The organism is Lysinibacillus sp. FSL K6-4013 (genome assembly GCF_038630435.1).
GTDB lineage: Bacteria > Bacillota > Bacilli > Bacillales_A > Planococcaceae > Lysinibacillus > Lysinibacillus boronitolerans.
This window is the reverse complement of sequence record NZ_CP152031.1, coordinates 1533442-1550221: the sequence shown is the minus strand read 5'-3', so window position 1 is coordinate 1550221 and position 16780 is coordinate 1533442. Positions and strand designations below refer to the sequence as shown.

Annotated in this window: 17 protein-coding genes; all 17 read right to left on the bottom strand. The window is 33.4% G+C overall.

Annotation, left to right across the window (positions count from 1 at the left end):
• Positions 1–131 precede the first annotated feature (131 nt).
• Positions 132–1409, bottom strand: a complete 1278-nt coding sequence (locus MHB39_RS07440; protein WP_342546134.1) for a hypothetical protein — start codon at positions 1407–1409, stop codon at positions 132–134.
• 47 nt (positions 1410–1456) lie between these two features.
• The gene (locus MHB39_RS07435) at positions 1457–3673 is read right to left on the bottom strand and encodes a glycosyl hydrolase family 28-related protein (RefSeq protein WP_342546133.1); all 2217 of its coding nucleotides are present in this window, start codon (positions 3671–3673) and stop codon (positions 1457–1459) included.
• A 15-nt stretch (positions 3674–3688) separates the two neighbouring features.
• Entirely contained in the window at positions 3689–4501 is an 813-nt protein-coding gene (locus MHB39_RS07430; RefSeq protein WP_342546131.1) for a distal tail protein Dit, read from the bottom strand.
• The gene (locus MHB39_RS07425; protein ID WP_342546130.1) at positions 4498–7551 is read right to left on the bottom strand and encodes a hypothetical protein; all 3054 of its coding nucleotides are present in this window, start codon (positions 7549–7551) and stop codon (positions 4498–4500) included. The genes MHB39_RS07430 and MHB39_RS07425 overlap by 4 nt, the downstream gene beginning before the upstream one ends.
• Before the next feature lie 271 nt (positions 7552–7822).
• Positions 7823–8164, bottom strand: a complete 342-nt coding sequence (locus MHB39_RS07420; protein WP_342546129.1) for a hypothetical protein — start codon at positions 8162–8164, stop codon at positions 7823–7825.
• Between the two features lie 34 nt (positions 8165–8198).
• A complete protein-coding gene (locus MHB39_RS07415) occupies positions 8199–8780 on the bottom strand; it encodes a major tail protein (protein WP_342546128.1) in 582 nt (193 codons plus the stop codon).
• 25 nt (positions 8781–8805) lie between these two features.
• Positions 8806–9138, bottom strand: coding sequence for a hypothetical protein (locus MHB39_RS07410; protein ID WP_342546127.1), 333 nt, complete (start codon positions 9136–9138; stop codon positions 8806–8808).
• Positions 9135–9497 carry an HK97 gp10 family phage protein gene (locus MHB39_RS07405; RefSeq protein WP_342546126.1) on the bottom strand — a complete coding sequence of 121 codons (363 nt, stop codon included), beginning with the start codon at positions 9495–9497 and terminating at the stop codon, positions 9135–9137. Before MHB39_RS07405 ends, MHB39_RS07410 begins: the two co-directional genes overlap by 4 nt.
• On the bottom strand, positions 9490–9825 hold the full coding sequence (locus tag MHB39_RS07400) for a hypothetical protein (RefSeq protein ID WP_342546124.1): 336 nt from the start codon (positions 9823–9825) through the stop codon (positions 9490–9492). Before MHB39_RS07400 ends, MHB39_RS07405 begins: the two co-directional genes overlap by 8 nt.
• On the bottom strand, positions 9818–10096 hold the full coding sequence (locus tag MHB39_RS07395) for a hypothetical protein (protein ID WP_342546123.1): 279 nt from the start codon (positions 10094–10096) through the stop codon (positions 9818–9820). The genes MHB39_RS07400 and MHB39_RS07395 overlap by 8 nt, the downstream gene beginning before the upstream one ends.
• Positions 10096–10269 carry a hypothetical protein gene (locus tag MHB39_RS07390; RefSeq protein WP_342546122.1) on the bottom strand — a complete coding sequence of 58 codons (174 nt, stop codon included), beginning with the start codon at positions 10267–10269 and terminating at the stop codon, positions 10096–10098. Before MHB39_RS07390 ends, MHB39_RS07395 begins: the two co-directional genes overlap by 1 nt.
• 19 nt (positions 10270–10288) lie before the next feature.
• A complete protein-coding gene (locus MHB39_RS07385; RefSeq protein WP_342546121.1) occupies positions 10289–11536 on the bottom strand; it encodes a phage major capsid protein in 1248 nt (415 codons plus the stop codon).
• Complete coding sequence (locus MHB39_RS07380) at positions 11530–12105, bottom strand: HK97 family phage prohead protease (RefSeq protein WP_342546120.1); 576 nt, start codon at positions 12103–12105, stop codon at positions 11530–11532. Before MHB39_RS07380 ends, MHB39_RS07385 begins: the two co-directional genes overlap by 7 nt.
• Positions 12106–13311, bottom strand: coding sequence for a phage portal protein (locus tag MHB39_RS07375; RefSeq protein ID WP_342546119.1), 1206 nt, complete (start codon positions 13309–13311; stop codon positions 12106–12108).
• Between the two features lie 12 nt (positions 13312–13323).
• Positions 13324–15117 carry a terminase TerL endonuclease subunit gene (locus tag MHB39_RS07370; RefSeq protein WP_342546118.1) on the bottom strand — a complete coding sequence of 598 codons (1794 nt, stop codon included), beginning with the start codon at positions 15115–15117 and terminating at the stop codon, positions 13324–13326.
• On the bottom strand, positions 15104–15496 hold the full coding sequence (locus MHB39_RS07365) for a P27 family phage terminase small subunit (RefSeq protein WP_342546117.1): 393 nt from the start codon (positions 15494–15496) through the stop codon (positions 15104–15106). Before MHB39_RS07365 ends, MHB39_RS07370 begins: the two co-directional genes overlap by 14 nt.
• A gap of 493 nt (positions 15497–15989) precedes the next feature.
• Positions 15990–16466, bottom strand: coding sequence for a hypothetical protein (locus MHB39_RS07360; RefSeq protein ID WP_342546116.1), 477 nt, complete (start codon positions 16464–16466; stop codon positions 15990–15992).
• Positions 16467–16780: the final 314 nt, after the last annotated feature.

The following is a 16780-nucleotide window of genomic DNA, read 5'->3' as shown; positions in this document are numbered from 1 at the left end:
ACCCTTTCATTTAAATTTTAAATAATATATGTCTTTTATCAAATTTAACTTATTAAAAATACGCTACTCAAATGAGTAGCGCTTACTGAACAATAAAGTATTTGCAAACCAATATTACTGATTCCGACATTCTATATAAATTCTTTTGAAAATTTTGAAGCAACAAATGATGGTGTTGCATAAAAGTATTTTTCCTGAATTTTATCAAAAGAAATACTTTTACCTGAATTAGATTTACAAAATTCTTGAATTTTTAATGCGTTATCTTCAATTTTTTCGTTATCTATCTTTACACATAACACTAATGGATACTCGTTTAATAAATTTATATACGGGTCATTATCATCATGGTATACGTGAATAATTGGTTTTCCGAAAGATAAATAATCAAAAATTTTACTTGGTACTTGGTTGTTTATCTTATTAGCAATACTAACCAATATATCAGAGTCATTCATTGCGGATATAGAAACTTCAGATGGAACTTGTTCATGATTTTGTAGATTATCACCCAGTTTACCTTTAAAATCCTCTATAATTTCGTTGCAGTTTCCAAAATGAAATACATTTAAGCAAATATTTTCATCTGAAGGTATGAAGGTAAGTATATCTAGTAATTCTTTTGGATTTCTTATATCTTTATATAGTGAACCTGCATAAACCAAATTGATTCTATTAACATTGAATTTTATAGTATTTAAAACATTTATTACTTTGGCTTTAATAAGTGGGTGTTCACAAACTGTTATTTTGTCTTGAAAATGAATAAATTCTTTATCGTCATAATGTTCTTTTAATTGAGGAAGTATATAAAATTGATCTGAATTTTTGATACATTCTTTTTCAATTTCAATATGCTTATTGTATCTTAACTTTTTAATAAATGAAAAATTATGAAGTGTTTCTGAATCTGAAAAATGATCCAATTGAAATGGTAACACTTTGACATTTGGATGTGTTTCTTTAAACATTACTGCTGCAACAAAGCTTTCAAACGGTAATGAAACAGGTAAGATAACATCGATGGTGGACTTTTCATTTAATTTTTGTAAAGCCTTATAATGTTTTTTTACCTGTGTATGATCTAGGCTTTCTTTTTTTAATACCTTTTTTAATAGAAGTAAACCTCTTTTAGATTGTAATAGAAAATTATATACATTTTTCATAAGTCCTTTAGTAGAATGTTTTTTTCTTTCACAAAAATTGTGAAAACAAGTGGCAAATTCGTTTAGCCGTATTATATTATATCCATCATAATCTTCATAATCGCTGAGCATAAAATTATTTTTTACTGCTATAACCGTAATTTTATGCTCAGTTTTTAATTCGTCTATTAGATTTTTCATAATACTTCCGTTCGCACTAAATAACGGATAATAATGTCCAGCTAATACTACTACATTTACCAAGTCTTTCTCTCCCTCAAAAACCTTTTTCTTTCAATTATAAGAATCATTCATGAAAGTGTAAACATTTTTACAGCTTTATTCTTATATATCCTGTTTGATTTCGGCTCTATAATAATTGGCGATTTTGATTCAATTCCAATAAAACCACTATTCCAAATATTGTTTTGAGCAAGTATCGCATCAAGATTGAAAGTATAGAAAACATTACCTTCGACAGAATTATAATTGTAAATTGTCATCAATGATGATAAACCGTCCGTCCCGCTAGCTGAATGCATTTCGTTAAAATAAAATAAATTATCTTTATTAGAAGACCCGTCAAATATTACTTGATTTTGTTGTCCTTCTAAAGCACCTGCAACTAAAAAATTACTGTTAACTTGGTTGTTATTAGAGTTATAAAACAAAACATTACTATAATGATTTTCTATATAATTATCTCTAATGATATTTTCATGAGAATTCACCAATAATAAAGCTTTACCTCTTGACAAGTAAGTGATAGGTTGTTCTGTTTCTGATGGTAAATAGTTGGCTATATTACTTTCTATGGTATTATCTATAACTGTATTACCAAATCCTCGATTTAAGATAATTCCTTGACTATTCAATCTTATTTCATTTCTGGTAATTTTAATTGCAGTGACTTCCTTTGAAATACCTCCATCCAAGAATATACCTACTCCACAGTGAGTTATTTTACAATCACGAATTGAACCATAATATTTACTATTAACTACAATGCCTTTACTAGAAAAGCCTATAATATTGCAATTTATTATTTTAAATCTATGTGTGTCTAAAACAATTCCGTTTGAACTATTATTTTGAGTATGTGCAGCAAAAGGGTTGGTTCCATATTTGCAACCAAACAACGAAATATTTTCAATAATGGTATAAATATCCTCATCTAACAAAGCGCCATTTTCCAGTCTTTCAGCTATATCATCTTTCACAGAGAACATGGTAAATGACAAATTAGTAAAAATAACTGAACAATGATTTTCTCCACGAATACATGTACCCTTTGGTATATTTAGTTGATTTGAAATTTTATATGTTCCATGCGGTACATATAATGTAATATTACCGCCTGTGTTTGATTGAAAATTATTAATAAGTCTATAGGTATCTCTAATTATTTTTAAATCTGCCAATGCATCAACGAAAGCTTGAGTGTCGTCAACCACTCCGTCACCAACTGCACCATAATTCTTTACATTTAGAGTCATATTAGCCAAATGTTGAGTAACTACTTGTTGATTGTCAGTGACAGTTTGCTGTAAATTTACTATTTCTTGATTAACTTCTGTCAGGTCAGCATCTTGTCCCTTGTCACCTTTTTCTCCTTTAAGTGAGGCTAACCATTCTTCTGATGTACCAACAAAACCATTATTTACAGCAACTTCATAAGCTGACAACCCATCTTCTCCAGTGTTACCTGTATCACCTTTTTCACCTTTGATATTACCTACGTTTTCCCATGAGTCTGTATTTTCTGACCATACATATAATTCACCATTAACAGAGTAGGCGTGTCCAGCTTGTCCAGATGGAGGTAATTGTGACGCATCTGTTAATTTACCTTGAATACTTAAAGCAGCACCAGTATCTCCTTTTTCTCCTTTTGAACCTTTATCACCTTTTTGAGCTAGCAATGACCAGTAAACATTTGATTGAGTAGGTAATGTTGGAGGTACTTTATTTAGGTTATCCTGTAAAGAAATAAATGTTGAGCCATTATATACAGCCATATTATTTTTAAAGTATTGAGTTTCACTATTCCACTCACCTCGATGGACGGTATTATCAATAACTGACCGCATGTTACTGATAGCATTTTGAGCATCTTGAGTGGCTTGAATTGCAGAGTTTTTAGCATTAGTTGTATCTGTTGTAGCTGTTTCTGCGTTGGTGATAGCTGTACTTAAATCTTGCAATTTATCAGATACTTCTCCTAATGATGCTTGCAATGCAGCGTTATTTTTATCAATAGCTTGTTGTGTAGCTGTGTTATTTGCATTAATTGCCTCTTGTACAGTTGAATTAATTTGTTCTATGTAATTTTGTAAGTCTGTTTCAGCATTTTCAATTGCTTTTTCAAGACGTGCAATTAATTCATCAACTTCTTGACCACCAGCGAGCACCTTGATTTGCATCTGTAAATTAGTCAATCCATCAATAATACGTTGCCAGTTTTCATTAATTTTATTACGTTCATCACGATTAATCGGATTACCTGTATTATTTAAAAGTATAGTCAATGTACTACTCCTTCCTTATAAATATAAAAATCTAAAATTAAAAGAGATACTGCTAACAGTACCTCCACTTATCCAAAAATTATTATTACCTACTGCTAAAGTCAGTAGTTTTTTGTTAGTATTTTTAAAGACACTCGAACCATTTTTAAATGATTGCACACCTTTAATTGTTAAAGTATCACCTGAAGTTATTGATCCGTTATATGTATAAATATCACCTGTGGTACTATTTGTTATTGATAAATTAGATGAGAATGTCCCTTTTACAATTATCTCTAATTCATGCTGTCTCGGATCAATGATGACGTTACCTAAATTTTTAACTGAAAAGACATTTGAGTTATAGGTATACTGTAAGTCATCATCCCATGTAATTTGACCATTCCACGCCCATTGATTTACATCCCACTCTTTCTTTAACTCTTGTGTGGATACAATAGATTCAGCAAAGATATTTACACAAGTAAACTGAACTTCGAATGACTCCATGTGCTGGTTAGGCTTCACTTGAAACGCTTGATTGAGTTTTACTAAATAACGTTTATACGGCTCACCTTTAAAGATTATATAGAATGCTTCTTTTCTACTAAACAAAGCGTTAATTTCATCTCTCAACAAATAGTAATCATAAATATCCATAGATTCATAAAGGAACTCCACAGTGATTATGCGGTCTGTAAATTGACTATCTATAAAGATACCGCCATCACGACCATCCACTGTTTCAACAGAGTGTGACAGCGAAACAGAAGGAATGTAATGAAATAGACGCTTTAAACTATAATCAGCAATATCCATCTCTTTACCATTTAGTAGTCGGATTATCATATGTACACTCCTCTCGTTAATGCTGTTACATTTGTTTTTTGATACTGTAATCCACTTATATTTTCGAATGTCACTTCTGCTACTTTTTCTCCATCAATATAGATAGGTGCAGGTTGTACGTAAACGACTTGCTGTTGTTGCCCTTGCGTCATGTGTTTGGCAATACCTTCCCCAATTCCAGATAGGTTGCGTGCATTTAGAGGTAAGATTGCTTCTCGACCTGCTTCCCCACCAACCATTAAGTTATTACCGTTCATACCGAATGCTGTAGGATTAGTCATAATACCGCCTTTAGCGAACCATTCGATACCTATTTTTGGTACTGATGGTGGATTCAGACTGAACTTACCAGTCAGCGAGAACTTAGGTAACTTAGGCATTTCAATTTTAGGAAACTTTAATTTTAAGCCATTAAAGAACCCTTTTATAGCTTCGATTGCTTTGCTTATTGCTTCTTTAGCAGTTTCAATCGGTTTAGTCATCAAATCTTTTAATGGTTCAAACTTGTTTTTAACAGCATTCCAAATGGCTGTAGATGTTGTAGAGATGGCATTTTTTAATGCTTCAAAGGTATCAGAAGCACCTTTCTTTGCTCCTTCAACAGGTTTCATGATTACATCTTTGACCTTATTCCATGCAGTTGAAGCCAAAGAACCAATTTTATCCCAAATACCTTTTAGTGAGTCGCCTAGCTTAGAGAATAAATCTCCAACTGATTTACCAAACGTCTTAAACATTTTTAATATCTTACCGATAAACCATAATTCAACTAAGTTCCAAATTGCTTGTACTACACCAGATAGTAATTGCTTTATACCTTCCCACATTTTCGACCAATCACCAGTTAGTAAACCTGAGAATGTTTTGATTAAACCCATGATCACATTTAAAACACCTTCTATTACACCCTTAATATTATTCCAAGTATCTTGAATTAAACTGAGAATAAAAGGCATTACAAAGTCAAAGACTGCTTTAATAGCGTTCCACGCATTTGTAACTGCTTGAAGGATAGTTGATCCATTTTCATCCCAAAACTGTTTAATCTGGTCTACTTTTTCTTTGATGAAGTCAGTAACAGTACCAAGGGCAACCATTACTACATCTTTGATTCCTGAGAATACACTATTGACAGTATCTCTAAACACATCGAACTCGTTATAAGCCCAAACTAGAGCTGCTATCAATGCAGCTATCCCTGCTACAATTAAAGTAACTGGAGATGTTATTACTGCAAGTGCTGCGGTTAGTCCTCCTGCTGCTCCTGTGAGAGTCATTATGACTGGTGCTAGAGCCATGCATGAAGCTATTACTGTAGCGATAATTGCAGCTACTGAGGTAATTGTAGCGACTAGAGTAGTATTCTCGGATGCCCAATTTGCAATATCAGCAATAAAGTCAGCAATATCTGATAGTAGAGGTGCAAATGCTTCTTTTAAATTACCCATTGCCGTCTGTAATGCATACATAGGATCAGCATCTAATTTAGCAACATCGGCATTAAGATTCTTTTGCATTTCATCTGCTGTTTTTATATGGTCATTCATATTTAAGATAGTTGCGGCTATGTTTTCACCTTGATCTTCCCACATCGTTCCAAACAGTTCGACACCTAGAGCGTTTCGTGCAACATCGTCTTCTACATTCATTAGATATTGAGTCATATCCTGAAATGCTTTATTGCCTTTTTCTCCACCTTGTGCAATTGCTACTCCCCATTGACGAAATTGCTCTTCTGAACCACCAATGATTTGTAATGCATCCGCCATCGATGCAGACAATCCAGCACCCATCTCTGCTGCTTTAATACGACCTTCCTTCAAACCATCAAGTAAATTGTCAATATTCCAAGTGCCTGTCTCTACACCTGTTGCCATAATTGCTTGAACCTGTTCGGCATCAAATCCTGCTCGATGTAGTTGTCCGCCATATTCGGCAATGATGTCTAACTGCTCTGTGGGAAATCCAACATCAAGTAATTGGTTAACTAGATTTAACGCTTCTTGTTGAGATACACCTAACTCTTTACCAATCTCATGAGATTCTTGAATTAACTCTTTGAAGTCAATCTCTTTATAGGCTCTACCAATCATAGAAGCACCTTTAATAATCTCCATGTTGGTTTCTAATGAAGCATCTTTATTAAGAATCATCTGCCTACGTACACCTTCATAGGCAGCTTCTTCATCACCAATTGCGGCAGTAGTTTCCATGATACCTTGACGTACTGCTTTAGTATCAGCCTCATTAAGATTCATGGAAATATCAATATTAGTGTTAAGAGTAGATACGTCCATTGCTTGTTGGAACAGTGTAGCAATACTACCACCTGCCATGAGTCCTGCTGCAACATTCTTTAAGCTATCACCGAATCCGTTAACTTCATCTTCAGCATCTCTAGCAGCATCTGCAATCTGCCCAAATTCTCTACGAACACCATTCAATCCACTAGTATTTATTTGAGTTAGTGCTTGTCTCATTTGGTCAATATCTGCTCCTGCTCCAAGTGCATGTCTACCCATTTGATTTAACGCTCTATTAATCTGGTCTGCACTTGCTGTACCATTGGAAATTGAGGCAGTTAATCTTGAACCTAATACGTCAGAAAATTGATCTACAGATGTTCCAGTTGCTTCAAAAAAGGTTTGTAAATCCTTATTCGCATTTTTTAAACGGTCATAGTTTTGAGATGTTGTTTGTATTTGAGTTTGGTATGACTTTAATTGTGCTTCTGTAGTTGCTAATTCACGTTGGAATGCTCGATACTGTTCTACACCAATATCACCATTCTGGAATTGCTGTTCTACTTGTTGTTGCGCTTGTTTAAGCACATCTAAACGTTGTGATGTATCTTGTACTGCTTGTTGTAGTAATGCTTGCTTCTGTGTATAAAGTTCCGTACTTGTAGGGTCAAGTTTAGCTGCTTTGTCAATTTCTTTTAGCTCCTTTTGAGTTGCTTTAGACTGAGCATCAACATTTTTTAATGCATTAGTAAGTTTGGTAGTATTACCGCCAATCTCAATATTGATACCTTTAATATCTCCTGCCAATAACATCATCTCCTTTCTTTGAAAGTAAAAAAGGAAATGAAGCTTTTAAGCAACATCTCCCTTAGTAATTATATTTTCAACGCATTTATATCTGCTTGAGTAGCTTTCTTGACTTTTTCTTTCTTATCATCAGGATTAATAGTATCTGCATAAAGTTGTATATGGTCTAATACCATCCCGATAGACATGATTTCTAGCTCGAACAAATCTAGCTTAGACATCTTTATCATAAAGATATAATTATTGGTTGTTAATGGTTCATCATCTTGACTTACTTTTTTTTAGGTTTTGGTTTGTTTAAGTTAGATTTAAAATTAGCTTGGATTAAAGGCATTAATTCTTGTAATAGATCGATCACTGGAAAACCATCTTCGAACGAATCAAGCCACTCATCCAATTGTGGTATACTTTCATCTGCTTTTTTTGCCATAAGCCAAGCGATTCGATAAAACGGCATAAAGTCCGTTAGTGTCCCTGCATTCATATCTTTCTCTAATGCGATAAATTCTGCTAGGAAATCTTTTCCAAACAAACTTAAGTAATGTACTGGTGTACCACCTGTAATTTTAAATTTTACTTCTTTACCATTAATATTTATTGATTTCTCTGCCATAAAATATGATTCCTCCGAAATTTATTTTGTGAGATTACTCTCCAGTACTTACTTCTTTAGTAACTGGTTCTACCACTGCATCATAAAAAGCATCATAAATTGCAGGGTCTGTTGTATCACCTGTATTCCAGCGAATTGCTTTATCACTAGTACGTGGCTTTGCTGTAAATGAAAGCTCTTGTCCCTCAATTTCGATTGATTCTGCTACTGTGTTTGCTGTTTGAGATGGGCGTGCAACTGTAACGTCATAATATACAAAACGAGTAGCCTGTGCGTCACCATCAATTTCAAACATGAGGGCGATGTCCTTTTGTTTAGCGTCAGATGATTCTAGGAAACCACCGTTGACCATTTTTTCTCCTAATACATCTGTACGGAATTGGTCAGTAATCATTGCGATTGTTAATGTACCTTCATAACCTGTGTTACTATTTCGTGAGAAGAAAATTCCATTGTCTGCATAGAAGTTCATTGGATCGCCTGTAGGGTCTAATTGCAATGAAACCGCACCTTCTACACGTACTGGTGTACCATATTTGTAAGTTCCGTCTGCTAAACGTTCAAGGACTGCGTAGTGAACATTTGTAAGACCATATAAAACACGATTTTTTGTCATAATTTAGTTTTCTCCATTTCTATTTTTATTTTATAAGTGTGATAAAATACATGCGTTGATATAAACTCTCTTGATCTATGTATGTCTCATCAGTATCGTAAAAAATACCATTATCATCTAATAACTTTTCTATCTTTTCTTCTAAATCTAAATCTTTATCATCTGAGTAAACTTCAATGCGATAATTCACTATCTGCTTCCATGACTTGTTATCTGCACCAAAGTTATTCGAATCTTCTTCAAGATAAACAATAAATGGTGGGTCAGGAGGTGGATTAGTTGAAGTGGTTTTAAAGTGGTTATAAGCAATTGGTAAACCTAACGTACCTAATAGCTCTGCAAATTCTTTTAACTTCATCGTCCCTCAACCGCCTTTATTACTTCCTTTTCAAAATCCTTAATCATTCGCTTTTCAACTGGTTTTATATGAGGTTGTGCTTGTGTTCGTCCACCATCTCTAGTTACGTGACCATTTTCTAACAAATGTGTAAGTTGTGGGTCAGTAGCATTGTAAAGGATATAATTACTACCCTTTTTCTTTATAGACCAACCTTTTGCATAATCGCCCCTTGCGCCTTCTGGAGATGTTTGGTGTAACTTGTTTTTACCTTGTTTACTAACGTTCTTAGCTGCTTTATCTACATCTTCTTCTACAGCATTTGCATAAAGTGCTAACTGTCTAGATAATTCGCTTGCTAAATCTTCAATACTAGCCACCAATTTTCACCTCGCAATGACATTCAATATATCCATCGTAACGAACAAATGTGCGATAAATAGTATATAATCGATTGTTATATTTGATTTTGTTTTCATCATTGTAATCTTCATAGTTCAATACGAAAGTATTTTTAGGCTTTCTTCCTGCAACTATAGCCGATGCATACTCATATTGATTGACATTAAGCACACTACAAAATACTTCACTTTCTTCGTCTACTTCGATATCCTGAAACAGTTCATCTTTTACTATTTTAGTAGAGACTAAATAGCACACATCATCCAATGACACATGACGAGTATTACCCATTGATTGCTTAATCATCTACAACACTCCGCTCTCTTACAATACGATTTTTTAAACGTAATTGGATATTACGAGAAATGGGAATGTTTTCTTGACGCTTTCGATACGTCCAAGCAGCATAATCAGCAACCAACATTTGGTCATCTACATTTTCACAGTTTAATTTAATGCCCTTACGTTCAATTTCATTAATCGTACCTTCAATTAATTTGGAAAAGTAATCGTCACGTGCAGTATGGGTAATACCTAAATCTATTTTAAATAAAGTTAAAATAATAGAATTGTCCATTATTCATCACTCACTTTTTTAGATTTACGAGCCTTCACTTCTTGCTTTTTGATATATCCTTTTACAATTAGTTCCTCTGCACGTTCCTTATTTGTACAAATATAAAGAGAACCCTCGTTAAAGAGTTCTCTCGTATTTTTATCAACAAAACTATGTAATACTAAATATTTCAATATGTATCAGTCCTTTTTATTAGACTACTGGTGTTAACGTAACTAAAACGAATGCATCAGCATTTGTTGGTTTACCATCAAAACGACCCTTACCACGGATTGCCAATTGATCTGCTGCAAATTTTGCATGTGTAGATTTCTCAATCGTAATATCTTCTCGTTCAACTAATGTGTATTGTGAGAAGTCACCGTATAAAACTTTATCTTCAGTCATGTGAGCAGAGAATACTACATCAAGACCTAGAATTGTTGGTTTGGCTAAGTTAGGAATAGCCCCTACAATTTGACCATCGGAGTTAGTACCAACATTTAAAGCTAAAATACGATTGTAATATGTCTTACGGTTCATGACCGCAACCACTGGAGCAACTTCTGTTTCACCTGAGTCAATTAAACCGATTGGAGCGACAACCGAAGCTAACGAATCCGCAGGAACAGTTACTTTATTTCCAGCTGCTAACTTTGTAATAATACCTTCAGGTTGTTTGTCTACAGAGCCAGTACCATTTAAAATTGCAGCATCAAGTGATTTTGCAATTGCTTTAGCAAGCTTCTTCGTTACATATTCATCAAGATTAATAATAGAGTCTTGTAAGTAAGCATTATCAATAGTAGTTAATTTACCTAGTTTAAAACCGTCAAAGTCTACATTAGTAATTGAGCCTGTTGTATCTTCAGCAAAAGTACCAGTCATCTCCATCCATGTTGCACCAGTTTCATCTGTATCAAGTAAAATACGTGCTGTACCTTTAACTTTTTCTTTGTTTACCAATGGATATACCGAAGCGTAATCAGCAACTTTAACCATTACTTTATTGATTACTTCATTTGGAACCTGTAAACCTTCTCCACCAACTGAACGTTCCTTTAATCCTTTTAATTGCTCATAGAAATCTTTTACTGAACGAGTTTCGAAATATTTGTTTGTCATTGTTACATTACCTCTTTCTTCTTTTTCATTTGTTTTAGTTTCATTATTTTCTTGAGTTACTTTCTCAGCTTGATTATTAATTTCTTCTAACTTGGCTTCAACTTCAGCTATTTCAGCTTCTACTTCTACCTTTTCAGCTTCTAATTCAGTTTTCTTGGCTTCTAATTCTTCAACCAACTCATCTACTAAAGCAATGTCCTCTTCTGTTTCAGCTTCATTAATTGCCGCTTCTAATTCTTCAGCCTTTTGTTTATACTCTTGCTCCCGTGTTATTAGTTCATTTAACTTTGAGCGTTTCATTTCTAACTGTTTTGCATAACGTAATTGTTTTAGCATCCATACATCTCCTTTAATTTGTCTAGTAATTTTTGTTTTCTTACTTTTAACTGTCCTGACTTATAAGTTCCTAACTGTTCTGAACGTGCTTTAATTTCTGTCTCTGGATATTGTGGAAACGTAACAATTGAGACTTCAATCGTGTCTGCTTCAATAACTCGATACATAACGCCATCTTCATATGTTGTTGGTTCTTCTTGGGATGGATAAAACCCAAACGAACAACCAGTGATATCACCACGTTTTACACGACTGTAAATATCCATAGCTTGCTTATCATCTGCATTAATAATTACTTTTCCGTATAATCCTTTTTCATCTGTATGTAGTTGTAATGTTTTATTACCTGTACGACCTAACACAATAGCTGACTCGTGATTAAATAGACATCTAATATCATTGTTTTTTAAACTGTTATCAAATGCACCTTTTTCAATTTGCTCATATAAACCATCAGTTAATTTAGTTGGTGTATCAAACAATGCAAAATAGCCTTCGATCACTAAGTCAGACTCATTTTCTGCTCGTAATTGAAGGCTATCTTTTAAGTACATATTTCGTTTTTCCATTTATGTATTTTCACCTCCTTCTTCTGAAGGTTCATCTTGGACTAATTTCTTTTGCTTGCTCATATCATCAATATTTATGTAGTTTTCTAACGTACTGTATTCATTCATGGATTCCTTATCAACAGGTGAATAATCAAATAAATTACGTGATTCATTTCGATTTAAAATACCTAACTTAACACTTTCATTAGCGAAAGTAGATAACTCTCCAATGTCGTATTGCATCAATGCTTTCTTTTTAAACTTGAAATACATCAACTCTGAGTATAGTAGTTTCTTTGTAAACTCTTGCTGTATCACATCTGCAATCGATTGGATAGTTGTATTGATAAAGTTGTTGTATTCAGTTTTATCAAATTTACCTATTCCAACTAGAAAAGAAGGAATACCGAAAGCTGCTGCAATCTGTTTACGTTCAACTTCTAACGATTCATTGATCGCTAAGTCTTTTAATGATAATGGTTGGATTTGATGTACGCTTATTTCATCAGCAGGTATTAACCAAGGTTTCCCATTCTCCATGTTTGATGTATAACTTTCTCGTATCACCTTTTGTCCGTCACCATCCATTAACTCACCATTATCACTATTCACACCGATAATTAACGAAGGCTTTGGTTGTTTAAAAAAGGATTGTTTTGTAGCATTACCTTGTGCAATATTTGAGAGGACATCTTTGAGGAGTGGTGCATAACCTTCACCAATAAATGAGGATTGTCGAGAGGGATTGAATACAAAATGTAGAACCTCATCAGGATATAATACCTTACCTTGATAATTAATATTATATGTATTGTCATTTGTGTTAAAAGTTACTTTATTCATGTCCAGTACATCAAGGCTGTCTAAAAAATAAGAACCATTAGAGTTGTTAAATTTGGGCAGTACAATAGCGTTACCATCACCTTTTAAAAATGCTTCACGAACAATAGTTTGAATAAATGTTTTACGGGTTTGATGTTTATTGGGATTGATGTCTACAATACGGGATAAACCATTTTTAATTTGTATATCACCATTTTCAACATTTTGCATTAAAGCAACAGGCATACTTGATACAATATCCGCAATTTTATTTACGCAAATTTGTACATCTGCATTTTTATCTAGTGTTGTATAACCGCCTGATACAATCCAACTATTAAAACCACTGGTGTCAAAATATTGTACTGATCTTTTAGTTTTCTTCCTATTAAATAGTTTCAATTTATCACCACCTTACAATTGTTGATTGAAGAACTCCTTGTTAACTTTTTGTTTATTAATATCAATAATTAAAGACTTACAAGCTATTACAGATGCATCAAACAAGTCCATACGTCTATTTTCGTGTACCTTTTCGTACCGAACCTTATCTTCGGCATCAGTTGTGCCTTTAACGTTGCTGATACAATATTCAAATGCTCTACTATGTAAATAATAAAACTCACGTTTCTTAATTTTGCGTTCAATTTCTCTAAACGCTTCACTCTTCATCCAATATTTTTGTGATGAAGGTTGCATTTTAAACTTTGCTTGCTTCATTTCATTCTGAAACTCTCGTGACTTGTACATATCAAATGCAACTTCTTTTATTTTGAATCCTTTATCACGCATCATTTTAAACCATTTAACTATATCACTAGGATTTATCACATCATCATTACAAAGTGTTAACCAACCCTGCTCTTGCCAGTAAAAGAATGGGATGTTATCTTCTTCTGCTTTACGTTTAGCTTGTGTAATTGGCATAAATCCGTGACTTATCACAATATCGACCTCAATATTCTTCTTAATATCAACATATCGCCCATATAAAACTGCGGCAGTTAAATCATGCATAACCGATAAATCTGCACCACCGTACCAAGTAATAGGTAATTTTGCTAATTCATCGATTGTCCAAGTATATTGTTCGTCACTGTATTGTACTTCTCCAATGTCAAACCAAGCGTTACTGCTATTTGTAAACACATTCAATGACTTACTTAAAAACAGATGTCTTGTACTAGGACTTGACTGTGCTTGTAATGCTTCACTCATCATATCCTCTGGTCTAATCATGTAACCATATGCAGGGTTAGCCATTTCATGCACTTTAGGATTTAAATAATCAATGTCACCATGTTCGTCTGCATCTGCTTCAGCAATAAAGATAAAATATTGATCATCTTCAATTTGTTTATCTAGTACTTTTTTACAATATTCTAACCGTTCATAGCAAAACGAATGTATGTTTGTGCCTGCTGTTGTAATCGCAATAACTAATTTTTTAAGTTTATAGGATTTTGTAGCCTGTTTGTATACAATATAGTCATTCGCTGATTTATACGCGTGGACTTCATCGGCTATAATGTATGGACACAGTATCCCATCATTTTTTTCCGTATCGTTAGCAATAGCTTCAATTCGCATGTTGATAATACCGTTAGCTACTTTAAAGTTTCTACTCAGACTATGTTCAGCGTTGTTATCTAGCACTCTAAAATTACTTCGCTCACCCATGTTTTCAATATTTTTAAGTATAAAATCAAAAGACTCTTTAGCTCGTTTGAGCTTAGTTGCAACAATAAATGTCTCACATGACACACCTTCAGCGATATCCAATAGACTTAATGCTAGATTAATTGCCCCAATAAGAGTTGTCTTACCCTGCTTTCTTGGCATAAAAATGAACGCCTCGTGAAAACGCCTTTCTTCTGGATTATTTGCAAGATAAAACATTGTCAGGTTATAAATTATAAATTTTTGAAAGTCTATAAGCTTAAATGAACGGTCTTTTTCATCCGTTTTTGTATTGATAAAAATACTTTCAATTAAATTAATACACCATTCAGGTTTTTTAGGTTTCAGGATAAATCTATCGTTGTGTATATCCTCGATAAACCTTTCACAAGCCTTTTTTAAATAATTATTAGCAATCTTTTCACCTGAAATTATCTTGTCACAGTAATCAATTACCTCTTTAAAATTGGAATATGTATCATACAGTTCTTGATTTTTTTTGTTTAATTTTACTTTAGTCAAGGTCACTATTCATCAGCACCTTTTCTAATCCTGTCGGTTCTGGTTTGGTTGGCTTGATGACACTTTTGGTTAACTTATGGTAAGACGAGGGATTTAAACCGAGGACATTTTCGAGGGACAATATATCTGCTCGTAATTTTTCCAAAGACATAAACAATGGAGTTTTACGTTCATTCGTAGCCCCTGCTCTGTTTGTGTATTCTTCTACTATTTGACAACCAGTGTCGTAAAATTGATTGAGTTGTAAATCATATAAGTGGATTAATTCTGAATATCGTCTGATCGTAGTTTTAAATTGAGGTTTAAAAATGCGTAGTTCTTTCATATCTTTCGTGGTTCGATTAACTATTTTTCGTATTTCTTTTTCTCTTTCTGTTAGTGCCATCTAATCACCTTTCTTTCAGCACCCCTTTTAGTAAATTTTTTCACGCGGATTTGGAAAAGGTTACCCTTTTAGCCGTTCTTCCCTTTGTTTTCAGTAGTATAATGGCTAGGGGAGGATACTTTTACAAAATAAAAATTTGACACTTTAAAATCCTATGTAGAATAATAAAGGAAATTAAACGTTCAAATTTATTTATGGACTCCACCTAAACTCACGACTCTTATGCCAACCAGTATGACATTTATTACATAACGTAACTAGATTATCATTGCTTAATGCTAATGATTTATCATCCTCTAACTCAATGATATGGTGTACATGTGTTCCCTCTGTTTGCTTACCGTACTTCTTACATATCTGACATAAATACTTATCACGTTTTAATATCTGTAATCTTTTCTTTTTCCATACAATGCTATTATAAAATTTACTATTAATATTCTTATAGTATGTCATTACTTCACCTACATTTACTAACTCCTAGCTACCCTAATTAATAATGATACAATCCTTGTGTCTCATCATATACAACAGTATACGTATCATCTTCTTTGGCATTTAAATTGTTTGCAACAGTCCTGATATAAATTAAAATAACATCCTCACCAAAAGGTATCTCCGACTTATCATAATAAAAAGTAATGCCATTTACTTTAATACTCTTATAATCCTCCATCCAAAAATCGTAATCTGGATGTGAAGGATCGATTTGAATTACTCCATTCTTAACTTTCACAACATCTTTACTTGCTACAAGTTCTTCTATTTGACTTAGTGACTTCATTTGAATCCTTCCAATCTTCTTCTCCTTTAAGAGTGTTTGCAATCTCGCCTCTGCTCTGCCTTTTGCATTTAAAATTGACTCATAACCTAAAATAATCTTAGTACCAACAACAAAATCAATCTGTTTCTCTTGGAAATCTTCATGCGTTGCTTTATTTAATATGTCTTGTAACTGCTCAACACTCATACCTTCCGTTTCAATGACATGATAGTGTCTAAATGATTCCTTCTTTTTTTGAAAAATAGTATTATCAAGACAACAGTCTCAATCTATTTGTACATCTATTATAAAAAAGATAAAACACCCTTCAAATTAATGTAGGGTGTTTAACGAAAGGTAAGTTATTTAGCAGGTGGCAATCTGCATCTCTTGTAAGACCAATAAAAAATATTGGTGTGGCGGCTGCCTGTTCCGCCCTTAAATAACTTACCACTTATATTTTATATTTAGTATAGCATAAGTTCTTAGTCGTACACAACGTGCGAGCAAGTTTTAATAGT

Coding starts and splice junctions, on each gene's coding strand:
- MHB39_RS07430 (WP_342546131.1), bottom strand. CDS start 4,501: ATGATAATCCGACTACTAAATGGTAAAGAGATGGATATTGCTGATTAT.
- MHB39_RS07420 (WP_342546129.1), bottom strand. CDS start 8,164: ATGGCAGAGAAATCAATAAATATTAATGGTAAAGAAGTAAAATTTAAA.
- MHB39_RS07415 (WP_342546128.1), bottom strand. CDS start 8,780: ATGACAAAAAATCGTGTTTTATATGGTCTTACAAATGTTCACTACGCA.
- MHB39_RS07410 (WP_342546127.1), bottom strand. CDS start 9,138: ATGAAGTTAAAAGAATTTGCAGAGCTATTAGGTACGTTAGGTTTACCA.
- MHB39_RS07400 (WP_342546124.1), bottom strand. CDS start 9,825: ATGATTAAGCAATCAATGGGTAATACTCGTCATGTGTCATTGGATGAT.
- MHB39_RS07395 (WP_342546123.1), bottom strand. CDS start 10,096: ATGGACAATTCTATTATTTTAACTTTATTTAAAATAGATTTAGGTATT.
- MHB39_RS07385 (WP_342546121.1), bottom strand. CDS start 11,536: ATGCTAAAACAATTACGTTATGCAAAACAGTTAGAAATGAAACGCTCA.
- MHB39_RS07380 (WP_342546120.1), bottom strand. CDS start 12,105: ATGGAAAAACGAAATATGTACTTAAAAGATAGCCTTCAATTACGAGCA.
- MHB39_RS07365 (WP_342546117.1), bottom strand. CDS start 15,496: ATGGCACTAACAGAAAGAGAAAAAGAAATACGAAAAATAGTTAATCGA.
- MHB39_RS07360 (WP_342546116.1), bottom strand. CDS start 16,466: ATGAGTGTTGAGCAGTTACAAGACATATTAAATAAAGCAACGCATGAA.